Origin of the sequence: Mesorhizobium delmotii (genome assembly GCF_900149755.1) — a bacterium.
GTDB lineage: Bacteria > Pseudomonadota > Alphaproteobacteria > Rhizobiales > Rhizobiaceae > Mesorhizobium > Mesorhizobium delmotii.
Genome location: NZ_FUIG01000035.1, coordinates 49,478 through 63,779, shown reverse-complemented (window position 1 = coordinate 63,779; position 14,302 = coordinate 49,478). Strand labels below are relative to the sequence as shown.

Sequence of the window (14,302 nt, the reverse complement as noted above, 5' to 3'; positions counted from 1 at the left end):
CATCCTTCATGGACACCGGCCTGACCACGATTTCGGAAGCGGCAATCGAAAAGCACCGCGCCACGGCGCAGAGCTTCATCACCCGCATCGTCGTGCTGGAGGATCCGTCGCGGGAGTCCGGAACGGCACTTGCCGGCACCAACCGCCGCTTCGTCTCGACCGTCTCGGTCGGCTCGGCGCGCCGCACACGCGAGGTCGAGCTTTCCAAGACCGTCGCCGCCGTCCATCCCGACGACCAGTTGCTGAGCATTGCACAGCACATGCTGCTGTTTCGCACCCGGCGCGGGCTGGCGATCGCGCTTGCCATCGCTGATGTCTTCGCCGAAGGCTCAGATCTAGAGAGCTTGAAGGCGAAAAACGCCCGCGCCCCGCTCGAAGGCGACGAGGCCGCCACCTTCAAGAAGCTGCTGTCGGCTTCGGCCTATATTTCGGCCTTCAGCCTCGCCTCCTATCTGTTCCAGCTGATCGACAGCGACGGCGAGGCGCCGAACGATACGCCCGAGCCGGACTTCCTGTTCGACACGCCGCAGGATGCAGTGAAGTCGATTGTTGCCGGCCTCGACAGGGCGATATCAGGCGCGAAGGACGACTCCGAGCTGATGACCCGGGCGCGCGCCTTCGCCCGCGTCGCCATCGACGGGCTTTTGGCGCGAAAGGGCCGCTTCGACGGCATCGGTTCGTTCGAGAACGCGCATATCCGCATCGACGTCGACGACTTCACCCTCGACGGCTTCGACGTCGCACCGGGCAAGCGGTCGAAGCCGCTGGTGATGACCTTCAAGAAGCCGGAAGAGGTCGTCGGCAATCACATCGCCAAGTACCAGTCGGTGAAGCTCGCCAAGATGCTGATGGCTTACGATTTCGAGCGCGAGCTGAACCCGTTCGTCGAACTCGGCGGTTTCCTGTTCACCTTCATCGGCGACGGCGCGCCGGGCACCGGCAAGACGACGCTGATCCAGATGATCGCCGGTCTCGTCAACGGCTACTGCCAGGTCGCCGGCTATCCCTTCGCCTACGAGAATTTCGGCGTTGACCAGATCTCCTCTTACCAGGGCAAGTCGGGCCAGAACTGCCGCCAGTTCATCAACAATGTGCTGAACCCGCGCGTCATCGGCTTCGGCACCATCGACGATATCGATCAGGTGGCGGCCAGACGATCCGACGATCGCGCCTCGGCCGGCCAGCAGGAAATCACCGGTGTCCTGATGGACGCGTTCGGGGGCGCCGGCACGGTGGTGCGCGGCAACTGCTCCTTCGGCATGTTCTCCAACTATCCCGAGAACGTCGACGACGCGCTGCGCCAGCGCGCCGGCGCCCGCTGGCTGGTCGATGGGCCGCAGAGCCGCGACGATTACACCGACATCTTCGTGCTGCTCGCCGGCAAGAACCACAAGATCCCGCTCGGCGACCACAAGCTCTACGCCGCCCAGGAAATCCAGCGCGCGGTGATGGAAGCCTATGAAGAGCATGAGAAGCCCAGGGAAGACGGTCTCATGACGGTCTATGAGCGCTACATGAAGGAGAACGGCGCACCGAAGTCGATGGCCGACATCGGCACCTATCTGCACATGATCAAGGAGGCCGAGCCGCGCTTCACCGGCCGCGCCATCAAGAACGTCACCGACGCGATCAAGATGCGCGCCATGGACATCGAGCTGCCGGACGAGTGGTTCGAGAAGCCTGAAGTCTTCTCCCCGTTCACGGGGAGAAGGTGCCCGAAGGGCGGATGAGGGGCAGCGCAATGCGTGGTGGAAACGAACCGAAAGTATCAAAGGCCCGGCAACTTCGGAAAGTTGAAAACGACGCCGAGGAAAAACTCTGGAGCGAACTGCGTGGACGGAGATTGAATGGCCATGAATTTGTTCGTCAACTGCCAATCGGTCCATATTTTGCAGACTTCGCCTGCCGTGAAGCCAATCTGGTTTTGGAAGTTGATGGAAGCCAGCACGCAAATCGATCTCAGGATCGGTACAGGGACGAACCGATGAACCGGAACGGCTGGTCGGTGCTGCGGGTGTGGCACGCTGATGTCCTAGCGAGTCGCAAAAGCGTGTTGGATACGATCGTAGCGGTCCTGGACGGTCGACTGGTTAAAAAAATGATCGCTGTCGACGCGAAATTTCTGCCGTCAGCAACTTCAGAGGAAAGATGATGAGCGTCTGCGCCGCCCCTCATCCGCCCTTCGGGCACCTTCTCCCCGTAAACGGGGAGAAGGAAGCATGAGCTCCGCCAGGAAACCCGATCTGCTGCGCGAGAACGAGCTGATCTATGGCCGGCTGCTGACCATCGACGAGCCGCATCTTATCCAGCGCTACAACAAGGCGATGGTCGCCTTCGGCCTGAAGCCGACGAAGCTGAAGAGCTTCGAGATCGACCGCACCGGCTTCTCGCCGCAGGTGGCCGAGGAATGCGGCGACTACAGCTATCTCGATCCCAACGAGATCAACCGCCGTTTCATCATCCTGACACCGTCGCAGATCGACCTGCCGGTGGTGCACACCGCCTTTTCCAACACCTCGCAACTGATGTTCGAGTTCATGTCGAAGAACCAGCGCGCCATCGACGCGCTGACCATCAAGGATGTCATCTATGGCGAGATCGAGGATTCGGTCCCCAAGGTCGACGACATCGAGGATCTGCTGTCGATCAGCCAGGTCGAGTTCAAGGTGCTGTCGGCGGAGGACGTGCTTGGCAAGGCCGCCGAACTCGGCAAGCTCGTCGACCAGCTGAAGCAGGAGCCAGACGCCTGGCGCGACAACGCCATGCTCACCCGCATGGTGGAGCTTGCCAAGATCTGCGGCGACATCCGCGAGAACGCGCTGGTGCCGGATCAGGTGATCTTTCGCCACAGCGCCTATTGGACCAGCCATTTCGGCGGGCTCTATGTGTTCATCGACCCTGATATGACGACGGTGATCAGCGACCCGGCAGCACCCGGCTTCCGCCGCTCGCGGCCGTGGCAAGTGAGCTACCTCTCGATCAATGATGCCGACAGGGTGTTCAAGTTCCTCGCCGCGACCGGCCGCATCGAACTGCCGCGAGCCTCATGGATCGAAACGTCAGGCTATCTCGAACATCGCGCCGAAATGGTGGTGCGCGCGCTGATCCGCGACGCCGAGCCCGACCGTAATCTGACCGATGTCGACAAGGTCTGGCTGCAGACCTGGATCCACGGCCATGCCGACCTGATCACCAGGGACGGCAATTTTCCCTTTCTCAACGCCGCCAAGCGCGAGATCGCTCACCTCGGCTATCTCAAGGTCGAGGACGTGTTCCCGCAGCAGCGTTTCCTGGCGATCCGGGCCAAGCCCGGCCATCCCGACGCCTGGCTGACCAACCAGCTGATCTCGGATTTCGTGCCGCAGGATTTCGTGTCGCGCTACGTCTTCAACAAACCTGGTTTCTACAGGGACTACGACGGGTTCAGCGACGCCTGGCGATCGCATGTTGTGGACGTTCTGAAAACCACATATCTGAAAGACAAGGTGGCGTTTCGCACACGCCTCTACGGCCTTACCGATTGAATGACCGGCTGACTGACGAGGGGTGACATCGCCATGCTTGATCCGATCGTGAATTTCTTCACACGGATTTTCCAGTGGATCGGCCGCGGTATCGGCTTCGCCGTCGGCGTGATCCTGTGGCCGTTCATGTGGGCCGGGCGCTGGTATACGCAGCGCGGCTGGATCCTGAAGGCGGTGCTCGGCCTCGCTCTGCTCATGCTGGTCGGCCTCTACGGCTACTTCATCTGGAACACGCAGGCCTGGAGCAACTTCAATCCCGCGTATGCGGAGGCATATAATTTCACCCAGCCGGCCGGAACCGCCCCGGCGCAGCCCGCTCCTTCTGTCACCGGGGAAGCCGCTGGCGTCGAGGGAGAGGTCAAGACCTGCACCAACTCGGCCATTGTCCAGGTCGCGGCCGATCTCATCGATTTCAACGTCAACGAGAACGCCTGGATCTCGTCGATGATACTCTACAAGCTCGGGTTCTTCGGCATGGACTGGGACCGCACGCCGTTTCTCGACAACAAGGCCTCCTTCCAGCGCGGGGTCAATCAGGCCATCCGGCGCACCGCGGTCGAGCTTGTCGACACGCTAGGCCGCGTCCGCGGCACCAGCCAGATCGACCAGAACCTGCAGGATGCGCGCGGCGCGATCACCTTCGACGAGGAAACCTGGTATTTCGGCCTCCGGCCCTTTGGTCCAAAAACCCCGACGCCGAGTTTCTATCGCACGGCGGCGAGCAGCCTTCGCGCCTTCAACGACCGGCTCATGAAATGCGAGGTTGTCTTCAACGCGCGCGCCGACAATCTGATGCAGTTCGTCGACCGGATCGCGAGCGACATAGGCTCGACGTCGGACATGATCCGCGACCGTTCGCAGAACTTCAACAGCGGCTGGTTCGACACGCGCGCTGACGACCGCTTCTGGTTCGCCTACGGCCAGCTCTACGGCTATTACGGCATCCTGACGGCGGCGCATCACGACTTCCAGCAGATCCTCGACAATCGCGGCCTCACACCACTGTGGAACAGCGTGGAAGGCCAGCTCAAGGCGGCGCTCGCCATCCAGCCTTTCATAATCTCCAACGGCCGCGAGGATGGCTGGATCATGCCCACCCACCTCACCACGATGGGGTTCTATGTGCTTAGGGTGCGATCGAACCTCGTCGAGATCAGGTCCGTTCTGGATCGCTGAAGGAAGCGAATAGTGAAAAAGACGTCTTGGCTTGAAATCACCGCTGTCGCTGGTCGAGATCAGCAACGTGTCGAGGCAATAGTTCGGCCGCACATCGCGGAGAGCGGAACCTGACTGCCTCGTCGTCGTTCAACCGCTGGGCGGCAGCCAGCGAGGACACGAGATGGATCTCCGGGAATTTGCTCGAAATTTCTATGCCACGATCGACACGCAAGACTGGGATAAACTGTCCAGTCTGGTCTCTCCAGATCTCGCCGTTCATCTCGCCAGCGCCAACCCGATCGGCTTCGACGACTGGCGAAAATCCCTGACCGAATTCTTTGTTGGATTCCCGGACGGACATCACGTCATCGACGACTGTGTCAGCGATGCCGACAAGGTGGTCACGCGCTGCCGCTTTCAGGGCACGCACACCGGCATCTTCCATGGCGTCGAACCGAGCGGAAATTGCGTGTCGGTTGGGGTGATTCACATTGATCGGCTTGAGAACGGCATCGTGGTCGAGCATTTCGGCCAGCTTGACGGCTTGGGGCTGATGCACCAGATCGGCGCATTCTAGCGCCACCGTTCAAAGCGCCGACCAGCGCTCGAACCCTGTCGCATTCCGTGCATTCCGCGGCTGTTTTGAGACGGCAGAGCGGCGCGTGCTCTGGCTTCTATACGGCGCGACAACCGGGCGCGAAGACCCGGGACAGGTCGACCGGGAAACACCACAACCTTTCTTCATAGGAAACATAGTTGCATGCAAGTTGACGCCACGGCAGCGACAGGGTTAGAACGTCCCCTCGCCTGCAGTGCTAGGCAGTTTCGAACAGGCTTGCGACCACACTGATCAAACCCGTCCCCTCCACCGTCCAATCCAGAGGAAACCCGCCATGGCCGAAGTGAAGTCCGACATCGAGATCGCGCGCGCCGCCGACAAGAAGCAGATCCAGGAGATCGGCCAGAAGATCGGCATTCCGAGCGAGCATCTTTTGCCTTACGGCCACGACAAGGCGAAGATCTCGGCCGAGTTCATCAAGTCGGTGAAGGCAAACAAGGACGGCAAGCTGATCCTCGTCACCGCCATCAACCCGACGCCGGCCGGCGAAGGCAAGACGACGACGACGGTGGGCCTCGGCGACGGTCTCAACCGCATTGGCAAGAAGGCTATCGTCTGTATCCGCGAGGCCTCGCTCGGCCCGAATTTCGGCATCAAGGGCGGTGCAGCCGGCGGCGGCTATGCGCAGGTCGTGCCGATGGAGGACATGAACCTCCACTTCACCGGCGATTTCCATGCCATCACCACGGCGCATAATCTGCTTTCGGCGCTGATCGACAACCACATCTACTGGGGCAACGACCTCGGCATCGACATCCGCCGCGTCGTCTGGCGCCGCGTCATGGACATGAACGACCGGGCCCTGCGCGAGATCATCTGCTCGCTCGGCGGCGTCGCCAACGGCTTTCCGCGCGAGGGTGGCTTCGACATCACCGTCGCCTCGGAAGTCATGGCGATCCTGTGCCTTGCCACCGACCTGAAGGACCTGGAAAAGCGCCTCGGCGACATCATCGTCGCCTATCGCCGCGACAAGTCGGCCGTCTACGCCCGCGACCTCAAGGCCGACGGCGCCATGGCCGTGCTGTTGAAGGACGCCATGCAGCCCAACCTCGTGCAGACGCTGGAGAACAACCCGGCCTTCGTCCATGGCGGCCCCTTCGCCAACATCGCGCATGGCTGCAACTCGGTCGTCGCCACCACGACGGCGCTGAAGCTCGCCGACTATGTCGTCACCGAAGCCGGTTTTGGCGCCGATCTCGGTGCCGAAAAATTCTTCGACATCAAGTGCCGCAAGGCCGGCCTGAAGCCGGCGGCGGCCGTCATCGTCGCCACCGTGCGCGCCATGAAGATGAATGGCGGCGTCAAGAAGGAAGATCTCGGCAAGGAGAATGTCGAGGCGGTGAAGAAGGGCTGCGCCAATCTCGGCCGTCACGTCGAGAATATCAGGCAGTTCGGCGTGCCGGCGGTGGTCGCCATCAACCATTTCTATTCCGACACCGACGCTGAAATCCAGGCGATGAAGGACTACGTCGCCTCGATGGGCGAAGAGGCGGTCCTGTGCAAGCACTGGGCGAAGGGATCGGCCGGCATCGAGGAGCTCGCCGGCAAGGTGGTGGCGCTTGCCGAATCCGGCGCGTCGCAGTTTGCGCCGCTCTATCCCGACGCCATGCCACTGTTCGAGAAGATCAACACCATCGTCCAGCGCATCTATCGCGGATCCGAAGCGATCGCCGACAAGTCGGTGCGCGACCAGCTCCACGCCTGGGAGCACGCCGGCTACGGCAACCTGCCGGTCTGCATGGCCAAGACGCAATATTCCTTCTCGACCGACCCGAATTTGCGCGGCGCGCCGACCGGCCACACCGTGCCGGTGCGTGAGGTCAGGCTGTCTGCCGGCGCCGGCTTCATCGTCGTCATCTGCGGCGAGGTCATGACCATGCCTGGCCTGCCCAAGGCGCCGTCGTCGGAGAAGATCTTCCTGAACGAGATGGGCCAGATCGAAGGTCTGTTCTGAGACCGGAAATCACGAAAGGGCGCCGCATCCTGCGGCGCCTTCTTTGCTTCTCCGCGACAAATTTCTAAGCGGCGTTCCGTGCCAGCGCGCGCTGGTTAGAGGCGTAGGGCGTATCGCGCTCGGGCAGCACGCCGGTCTTCAGGCAGTCAATCCATTCGGCGGTCTTGAGAACGGCGGCAAAGCGCGACTGCAGGATAACAGTCACCACGCGATGGATGTCCTCGGCCGAGGCGTAGCCGGCGCTGTTGGCATAGGGCAACGACCCCGTTGCATCCGACAGGAACTCGACCGCAAAGCCCATATGAACGGCGTGGATGACCGTCGACAGATCGCAATTATGTGTCATGTAGCCGATGACTGTAATCGTATCGATGGCGTTGGCGCGCAGCCACTCCTCGAGGTCGGTGCCGGTGAAGGCGCTTGGCAAGGTCTTTTCGATGTAGTGGTCACGGCTTCGCCTTGCTATCTCGGGATACAATTCTGCGCCATGGCTGCCCTTGGCGAAGACCGGTGACGTTTCCGGCGCCAACTGCTTGATGACCACCACCTTAACGCCCGCCTCGATCGCCGCGTCCATGGCGCGCGCCACATTGGCGACACTGTCGCGGAAGGGCGGGTGCTTGATGGCGAGGTTGCCGCCGTCATAGTCGTTTTGAACGTCGACGACGATGAGGGCGCGGCCTGGCGCTTTGCCTTTGGCTGATTCCGGCATGGGGTTCTCCTTTCCCGTTTGACATTGATGGGTCGAGGATAGGCTCGGCGTCGGATCGGAAAAAGTGTCCCAATTGACATTGTTCGAAAGAATTGGGACAATCCGGACCTAACCCCTCATTGGTGCTCATCATGGCCGATCCGATCGTTGCCGCCATCGCCTTCGATGGCATCAGTCCGTTCCACCTTTCCCTGCCGTGCCTTGTGTTCGGCGAGGATCGCGCCGCGCTCGGCCTGCCGCGTTTCGACTTCCGCATCTGTGCGATCGAAGGCGGGCCGATTCATACCGAAGCGGGGCTGACCATCAGCGTCCCCCACGAGCTTTCCGCGCTTGATGGCGCCGACATCGTCATCGTGCCTAGCTGGAAGAACCTCGAAGTCCCACCGCCAGCGGCACTGATCGAGGCGCTGCGTTGCGCGCACCGGCGCGGCGCAATGATTGTCGGACTGTGCCTTGGAACGTTCGCCGTTGCGGCGACCGGACTGCTTTCGGGGCGGCGAGCCGCGACGCACTGGGCCTACACGGATCAGCTGCAGGCACTCTATCCCGACATTCTCGTCGAGCCGGAGGTGCTCTACATCGACAATGGCGATGTCGTGACTTCGGCCGGTGTCGCCGCAGGGCTTGACTGCTGCCTGCATATCGTGCGGGCCCGCTGCGGGGCCGAGGCGGCACTCCGCCTCGCCCGGCAAATCGTGCTTTCTCCTCATCGACAAGGCGGGCAGGCGCAGTTCATAGAACGTCCCATCGCCAAGACCGGCAATCCGGACCGCTTCACACAGGCCCTCGACGCGGTGCGCAAGACGCTGGGCGAGACGCACAGCCTGGACAGCGTTGCCGGTCTCGCCGGCCTTACCCGCCGGACCTTCACGCGCCGATTTCAAAAATCGATCGGCACCAGCTTCGGCGACTGGCTGATCGATCAGCGCGTCGCGCTGGCGCAGCGGCTGCTTGAAGCGACGGAAAAGTCGATGGACATGGTTGCCTTCGAGGCCGGGTTCGGCAGCGCCACCTCGCTGCGCCAGCATTTCGCGGCGCGGCTCAGGACCTCGCCCGCGCAGTACCGGCGCGAATTCTCGAAGAACGCTCAGGACCGCGTGGTAAGATAACTCCAACTCATGTTGGAATGACCACTGTCGATGTCGGCGCTGAAGCGATTGCCCTGTTCTCGATCCTGCCCCTTCTTGAAAGGGCTTGCGTCATCTGTCATATATTAAACGACAGATGACGTTAGGAGGCAGGCTCGAGGCGATGGCATTGGAAAAGGCAGCCGCAGAGCCAAAAAACAATGAACTGCAGAAGGTGGCCAGGTTGCTCGGCGGCACCCGCATTCTATCGCGGCGCCTCCGGAGCGCATTGGACGCCCATGAGCTGCTTGTGCACGGCCTGCCGGGTTCGGCGCTGGACCATCTCCTTGGACAGCTCGTCTTCATCCAGAAGACTGATTCGCTTGAGAAGGCCGTCGGCATGAGCTTGCGCACCTACCAGCGCCGGAAGGATGCCCCTTCCAAGCCTCTCAGCCAGGATCAGAGCGGACGAACTTGGAAATTCGCGGAGATCCTGTCGAAAGCGACCGACGTATTCGGTGCACAGGCGGAAGCGGAGCAATGGCTGGAGCGCCCGGCGATCGGGCTCGACCAGCGGCGTCCCATCGATCTTCTGGCAACTCCGGCGGGTGTCGAGCTTGTAGAAGACTATCTCGAGCGGCTTGAATACGGCGTCTATGCATGACGCCGCTGCCGGCGGTGCTTGGCGGCTCCGACCTGGTTGGCTGGCGTCTCGATCAGGCTGCGTTTGCGCCTGCATGGGACAGTGGCGAGGGTGCATACAGGGTCGGCGGACGATGGAACAGCAGGGGCGTGCGCGCAGTCTACTGCTCAATCGATCCTTCGACTGCGATTCTCGAAGTTGCAGTCCATAAAGGTTTTAGGGCGCTCGACACAATCGCGCATGTGATGACGGCGGCGACAGTCAGCGATGTCACGGATGTGCATATCGTCGACCCTGCCGCCATTCCGAACCCTACCTGGCTGCGTCCGGGCATCCCGAGCTCTGGGCAACAGGCATTCGGCGACGATCTTCTCAAACGACATCGGTTCGTGGTGATTCCGAGCGCGGTGTCCCAGAATAGCTGGAATCTGATCTTCGACGCGAGCGTCGCGAAGGGCGCCTATGCCGTGAAGCTCCAGGAGGCCTTTGCGCTCGACACGCGATTGCATCCACCTCCTGCCAAATGATCGTGCTTATCTCGCTCCAACAATCGCTTATGCCCATCGGGCCGCCGCTTCGCTGATCCAACTGTAGCAAAGGATGCTCAACCGCGCTTCACCGGCCGCGCCGGGTTGCCGACGACCGTGGTGTTTGCCGCGACGTCGCGCGTCACCACAGCACCCGCTCCGACGATGGCGCCGTCGCCGACCCTGACCCCGCCGAGGATGATGGCACTGCCGCCGATCCAGGCATTGTCGCCGATCTCGACCGGCTTCGCGATCTCCACCCCGGCCTGTCGACCGGCAGCCTCCTTGTGATGCTCGGCGCAGTAGATCTGCACATTGGGACCGAGCAGCGTTCCCTTGCCGATGCGGACTGGCGCGGTATCGAGAATGGTGCAGCCGGCATTGAGGAAGACACCGTCGCCGAGAAAGAGATTGAAGCCGTAGGCGCAGTGCAACGGTGCTTCGATCCGGGCGCCTTCGCCCACGGCGCCGAGCAGCGACTTCAGGGCCGGTCCGATGTTGCCGCGTTGCCGGGGCGGCAGCGAATTATGCTCGAACACCGCGTCGCGGGCCATGACCCGCATCGCCTCCAGCTCTGCGTCGAGGCAAGTGTACCACTCGCCCGCGGCCATCTTTATGCGCTCGCTTCTGTTCAAGGCGATGCCCTCCTGTCTTACCATGCTGTTTCAACGCCGTGTCAAACCACGGTCCATAAGATCGGGTAACGCCAGATGTCACAGGCCTCTGGTCAAATGCCGATCCTATGCTAGCTTGCCCCGCCTGGGCTGTCCCAGGCCGTGTGATCGAAGGGGGATCAATCATGCTGTACATCCTTGCACTTCTGATCGGCGTCGTTGCCGGCCTTCGCGCCATGACCGCGCCCGCCGCCGTCGCCTGGGGCGCCTGGCTCGGCTGGCTGCCGGTTGCTGGCACCTGGGCTGGTTTCATGGGCCACTGGATCGCCGTCGGCATCTTCACCATCCTGGCCATCGTCGAGCTGGTCTCCGATCAGTTGCCGTCGACGCCGAGCCGCAAGGTGCCGCAGCAGTTCGGCGCACGCATCGTCGTGGGCGCCTTCACCGGTGCGGTGATCGGCGCGACCGGCGGCGCCACCATCGGCGGCCTGATCGCCGGCGCCATCGGCGCGGTGATCGGCACGCTGGGCGGCGCCGAGCTGCGTAAACGCCTGGCCGCCGCTTTCGGTAAGGATCCGCCCGCAGCCTTCATCGAGGACGCGGTAGCGATCGTCGGCGGCCTGCTGATCGTGGCGGCGGTGGCATGACAGCAAGGACATTCGACGCCATCATCATCGGCGCCGGACAGGCCGGCCCGCCGCTCGCCGGCCGGCTGACCGCAGCCGGCATGAGCGTGGCACTGATCGAGCGAAAACTGGTCGGCGGCACCTGCGTCAACACCGGCTGCATGCCGACCAAAGCCATGGTGGCCAGCGCCTATGCCGCGCATCTTGCCCGCCGCGCCGCCGACTACGGCGTGACGCTCTCCGGTCCGGTCGGCGTCGACTACAAGGCGATCAAGGCACGCAAGGACAAGGTGTCGAACGACGCCCGCGGCAACCTCGAAAGCTGGATTGCCGGCATGGACAAATGCACGCTTTATCGCGGCCATGCGCGCTTCGAATCCGCCAACACCGTGCGCGTCGGCGACGACCTGCTGAGCGCCGAAAAAATATTCCTCAACACCGGCGGCCGAGCCTCGGTGCCCGACCTGCCCGGCGTCAACGACATTTCATACCTGACCAATTCGTCGATGATGGATCTCGATGTGCTGCCGCGCCACCTCGTCGTCGTCGGCGGCAGCTACGTCTCGCTCGAATTCGCGCAGACGTTCCGCCGTTTCGGTTCAGAGGTCACGGTGATCGAAAAGAGCCCGCGGCTGATCGGCCGCGAGGACGAGGATGTCTCGGCCGCCATCCTGTCCATCTTCGAAAACGAAGACATCACGGTCCATCTCGGCGTCGACGACATCAGCTTTGCCAGAAAGGGCAACGAATTTGCCGTGACTTTTTCTGCCGGCAAGGCGCCGGCGATCGGCTCGCATGTGCTGCTGGCAGTCGGCCGGACGCCCAACACCGACGATCTCGGACTCGACAAGGCCGGCGTCGAGGTCGACAAACGCGGCTTCATTGTCGTCGACGACCAGTTGCGTACCAGCGTGCCCGGCATCTGGGCGATGGGCGACTGCAACGGCAAGGGCGCCTTCACCCACACCTCCTACAATGACTACGAAATCGTCGCCGCCAATCTGCTCGACAACGATCCGCGCAAGGTGAGCGACCGCATCGAGGCCTATGCGCTCTATACCGACCCGCCGCTCGGCCGCTGCGGCATGACCGAGACGGCGGTCAGAAAGTCCGGCCGTCGCGCGCTGGTCGGCCAGCGGCCGATGACCCGCGTCGGCCGCGCCGTCGAGAAAGGCGAGACGCAAGGTTTTATGAGGATCCTGGTCGACGCCGACACCAACGAAATCCTCGGCTGTTCGGTGCTCGGCCCCGGCGGCGACGAGGCGATACACTGCGTGCTCGATCTGATGTACGCCAAGGCGCCGGTCATCACGCTCGCGCGGGCCATGCACATCCACCCCAACGTCTCGGAACTTCTGCCCACCATCGCCCAGGAGTTGAAGCCGCTGGCATAGGCTAGACCGCAAGCGGCAAGCGCACAACGGCGCGGCTTTGGCGCCGCTGGCTGTCGCCGTGGCGGTGATGTCGCAGGTGCTGGAATCGCCAGCTGCTGATGACCGCCGAATAGTTGCGCCCATAGCGCAGCAGGCTGGACCAATCGACAGCGTATCGGCGAAAGGGCATGTGTTCGGCCTCTTTCCTGGAGGCGTATCATGCAGAAATCGATCGAGCGCATTGCCGGCGACAGCGAAGGCGTTTCCTACGAATTCCCAGTGCTCCGCTTTGACGGCAGCGACAAGGCCGCACCTTCGGCTTATCTGCAGGCGGCACTTCATGCCGGCGAACTGCCGGGGGTCGTCGCCATCGACGCGCTGATGCCGATGCTCGAAAAGGCCGAAGCGGAAGGCCGCATCAAGGGCGATATCACCATCGTACCCCAGGCCAATCCGATCGGCCGCGCCCAGTATCATTTCGGCGAGCATCAGGGCCGTTTTCACTTGGGCACCCGCACCAACTTCAACCGCGGCTTTCCGCTGCTGGCCGCGCCTGACCCGACGCTCTTGCCGGACGCCGCGTTTGGCACGGCCGACCAGCGGCTGAAGACGCGGCTGCTGCAGCTGTCGATCGGCCACGACATCGTGCTCGACCTGCACTGCGACGACGAGGGCCTCGCCTACCTCTATGTCCATGCCAGCCTATGGCCGGCCATGGCGGATTGTGCGGCGGCCATGGGCGTCGATGCGGTGATCCTGTGGGGTGAGGACACCGACGGCACTTTCGAAGGCGCCTCGATCACGCCGTATCTGAACGTCCCTGCCGATGTGGCGCGGTTCGACCGGCGCGTCGCCACCACGGTCGAGTATCGCGGCATCCTCGATGTCGACGGCGCTCTGGCCGGCGCCGATGCCGAAGGGCTCTATCGGCTGCTGGTGGGGCGCGGCGTGGTCCTGGACCAGGCCTTGTCCACGCCCGGCAGCTTCACCGGTATCGTTGCACCGCTCGAAAACATCGACATGATGCCGGCGCCGCGGGCGGGCGCGGTCCTATACGACGTGAAGCCCGGCGACCGTGTGGCAAAAGGCGCACTGCTCGCCACCATCGTTCATGCGCCGGGTGAAGCCGACGGCCGCACGCAGGTGTTCGCGCCGCAGGCGGGCATCATCCTGACACGGCGTTCCCGGCGCATCATCCGTGCCGGCGAAGATCTGCTGAAGCTGGTCGGCGACAGGAAGAGCGCCGATGCACGATCGGGAACGCTGGAGGATTGAGGGGCTCATGCCCTTCTCCATGCCCTCCATTGAATCCAGTTGCGCGGCCGTTCAATCGCCGCTATTGGAATCGCCATGAACATGCGCTCGATCAAGACCGTTTGGTGGTGGGCTCGCTGACAGCGGCCTGTTCGAACGCGTGCGCGTGAAAATAGAAGGTGGCCGCAACGGAATGTCCGGGCGGCCATTTGTTTTTTCAAGCCATGCCCC

The 14,302-nt window shown here is 62.7% G+C and carries 13 protein-coding genes and 1 pseudogene; 12 read left to right on the top strand and 2 right to left on the bottom strand.

Going from position 1 to position 14,302, the window contains the following annotated elements; all coding sequences use genetic code 11:
* Positions 1 to 8 precede the first annotated feature (8 nt).
* The 6 genes and pseudogenes from BQ8482_RS21045 to BQ8482_RS21020 form a co-directional block, all read left to right on the top strand.
* Positions 9 to 1,691: pseudogene (locus BQ8482_RS21045) on the top strand (AAA family ATPase); the annotation flags it as partial.
* A 50-nt stretch (positions 1,692 to 1,741) separates the two neighbouring features.
* Positions 1,742 to 2,152, top strand: coding sequence for an endonuclease domain-containing protein (locus BQ8482_RS21040; RefSeq protein WP_123149413.1), 411 nt, complete (start codon positions 1,742 to 1,744; stop codon positions 2,150 to 2,152).
* Positions 2,153 to 2,219: 67 nt separating this feature from the next.
* Entirely contained in the window at positions 2,220 to 3,524 is a 1,305-nt protein-coding gene (locus BQ8482_RS21035) for a DUF6638 family protein (protein ID WP_123149365.1), read from the top strand.
* 33 nt (positions 3,525 to 3,557) lie between these two features.
* Positions 3,558 to 4,700, top strand: a complete 1,143-nt coding sequence (locus BQ8482_RS21030) for a DUF2333 family protein (RefSeq protein WP_123149364.1) — start codon at positions 3,558 to 3,560, stop codon at positions 4,698 to 4,700.
* Between the two features lie 163 nt (positions 4,701 to 4,863).
* Positions 4,864 to 5,259, top strand: coding sequence for an ester cyclase (locus BQ8482_RS21025; RefSeq protein WP_123149363.1), 396 nt, complete (start codon positions 4,864 to 4,866; stop codon positions 5,257 to 5,259).
* Between the two features lie 316 nt (positions 5,260 to 5,575).
* Positions 5,576 to 7,255 carry a formate--tetrahydrofolate ligase gene (locus tag BQ8482_RS21020; protein ID WP_123149362.1) on the top strand — a complete coding sequence of 560 codons (1,680 nt, stop codon included), beginning with the start codon at positions 5,576 to 5,578 and terminating at the stop codon, positions 7,253 to 7,255.
* A gap of 64 nt (positions 7,256 to 7,319) precedes the next feature.
* Here BQ8482_RS21020 and BQ8482_RS21015 read toward each other — a convergent pair whose 3' ends face one another.
* A complete protein-coding gene (locus BQ8482_RS21015) occupies positions 7,320 to 7,967 on the bottom strand; it encodes a cysteine hydrolase family protein (RefSeq protein WP_123149361.1) in 648 nt (215 codons plus the stop codon).
* A 131-nt stretch (positions 7,968 to 8,098) separates the two neighbouring features.
* On the opposite strand from BQ8482_RS21015, the gene BQ8482_RS21010 reads away from it, so the two are divergent.
* The 3 genes from BQ8482_RS21010 to BQ8482_RS21000 all read left to right on the top strand — a co-directional run bounded on the left by BQ8482_RS21010 (position 8,099) and on the right by BQ8482_RS21000 (position 10,204).
* On the top strand, positions 8,099 to 9,076 hold the full coding sequence (locus BQ8482_RS21010; protein ID WP_123149412.1) for a helix-turn-helix domain-containing protein: 978 nt from the start codon (positions 8,099 to 8,101) through the stop codon (positions 9,074 to 9,076).
* Positions 9,077 to 9,218: 142 nt separating this feature from the next.
* Positions 9,219 to 9,698 (top strand): type II RES/Xre toxin-antitoxin system antitoxin, encoded by a 480-nt coding sequence (parS, locus tag BQ8482_RS21005; protein ID WP_123149411.1) that lies wholly within the window; start codon positions 9,219 to 9,221, stop codon positions 9,696 to 9,698.
* Complete coding sequence (locus BQ8482_RS21000; RefSeq protein ID WP_123149360.1) at positions 9,695 to 10,204, top strand: RES family NAD+ phosphorylase; 510 nt, start codon at positions 9,695 to 9,697, stop codon at positions 10,202 to 10,204. Before parS ends, BQ8482_RS21000 begins: the two co-directional genes overlap by 4 nt.
* A gap of 77 nt (positions 10,205 to 10,281) precedes the next feature.
* Here the strand turns inward: BQ8482_RS21000 and BQ8482_RS20995 are convergent, their stop codons facing one another.
* Positions 10,282 to 10,839, bottom strand: coding sequence for a sugar O-acetyltransferase (locus BQ8482_RS20995; protein ID WP_123149410.1), 558 nt, complete (start codon positions 10,837 to 10,839; stop codon positions 10,282 to 10,284).
* Positions 10,840 to 11,003: 164 nt separating this feature from the next.
* Here BQ8482_RS20995 and BQ8482_RS20990 point away from each other — a divergent pair, with 164 nt between their 5' ends.
* The 3 genes from BQ8482_RS20990 to BQ8482_RS20980 all read left to right on the top strand — a co-directional run bounded on the left by BQ8482_RS20990 (position 11,004) and on the right by BQ8482_RS20980 (position 14,092).
* Positions 11,004 to 11,465, top strand: a complete 462-nt coding sequence (locus tag BQ8482_RS20990; protein ID WP_123149409.1) for a DUF4126 domain-containing protein — start codon at positions 11,004 to 11,006, stop codon at positions 11,463 to 11,465.
* Positions 11,462 to 12,838 carry an FAD-containing oxidoreductase gene (locus BQ8482_RS20985; protein WP_123149359.1) on the top strand — a complete coding sequence of 459 codons (1,377 nt, stop codon included), beginning with the start codon at positions 11,462 to 11,464 and terminating at the stop codon, positions 12,836 to 12,838. The genes BQ8482_RS20990 and BQ8482_RS20985 overlap by 4 nt, the downstream gene beginning before the upstream one ends.
* Before the next feature lie 198 nt (positions 12,839 to 13,036).
* On the top strand, positions 13,037 to 14,092 hold the full coding sequence (locus BQ8482_RS20980) for a M14 family metallopeptidase (protein WP_123149358.1): 1,056 nt from the start codon (positions 13,037 to 13,039) through the stop codon (positions 14,090 to 14,092).
* Positions 14,093 to 14,302 lie beyond the last annotated feature (210 nt).

What these genes read in the sequence shown, in the direction of transcription:
- BQ8482_RS20990 (WP_123149409.1), top strand. Translation starts at nt 11,004, where the DNA reads ATGCTGTACATCCTTGCACTTCTGATCGGCGTCGTTGCCGGCCTTCGC.
- BQ8482_RS21030 (WP_123149364.1), top strand. Translation starts at nt 3,558, where the DNA reads ATGCTTGATCCGATCGTGAATTTCTTCACACGGATTTTCCAGTGGATC.
- BQ8482_RS21010 (WP_123149412.1), top strand. Translation starts at nt 8,099, where the DNA reads ATGGCCGATCCGATCGTTGCCGCCATCGCCTTCGATGGCATCAGTCCG.
- BQ8482_RS21035 (WP_123149365.1), top strand. Translation starts at nt 2,220, where the DNA reads ATGAGCTCCGCCAGGAAACCCGATCTGCTGCGCGAGAACGAGCTGATC.
- BQ8482_RS20980 (WP_123149358.1), top strand. Translation starts at nt 13,037, where the DNA reads ATGCAGAAATCGATCGAGCGCATTGCCGGCGACAGCGAAGGCGTTTCC.
- BQ8482_RS21040 (WP_123149413.1), top strand. Translation starts at nt 1,742, where the DNA reads ATGCGTGGTGGAAACGAACCGAAAGTATCAAAGGCCCGGCAACTTCGG.
- parS (WP_123149411.1), top strand. Translation starts at nt 9,219, where the DNA reads ATGGCATTGGAAAAGGCAGCCGCAGAGCCAAAAAACAATGAACTGCAG.
- BQ8482_RS21025 (WP_123149363.1), top strand. Translation starts at nt 4,864, where the DNA reads ATGGATCTCCGGGAATTTGCTCGAAATTTCTATGCCACGATCGACACG.
- BQ8482_RS21015 (WP_123149361.1), bottom strand. Translation starts at nt 7,967, where the DNA reads ATGCCGGAATCAGCCAAAGGCAAAGCGCCAGGCCGCGCCCTCATCGTC.
- BQ8482_RS20985 (WP_123149359.1), top strand. Translation starts at nt 11,462, where the DNA reads ATGACAGCAAGGACATTCGACGCCATCATCATCGGCGCCGGACAGGCC.
- BQ8482_RS21000 (WP_123149360.1), top strand. Translation starts at nt 9,695, where the DNA reads ATGACGCCGCTGCCGGCGGTGCTTGGCGGCTCCGACCTGGTTGGCTGG.
- BQ8482_RS21020 (WP_123149362.1), top strand. Translation starts at nt 5,576, where the DNA reads ATGGCCGAAGTGAAGTCCGACATCGAGATCGCGCGCGCCGCCGACAAG.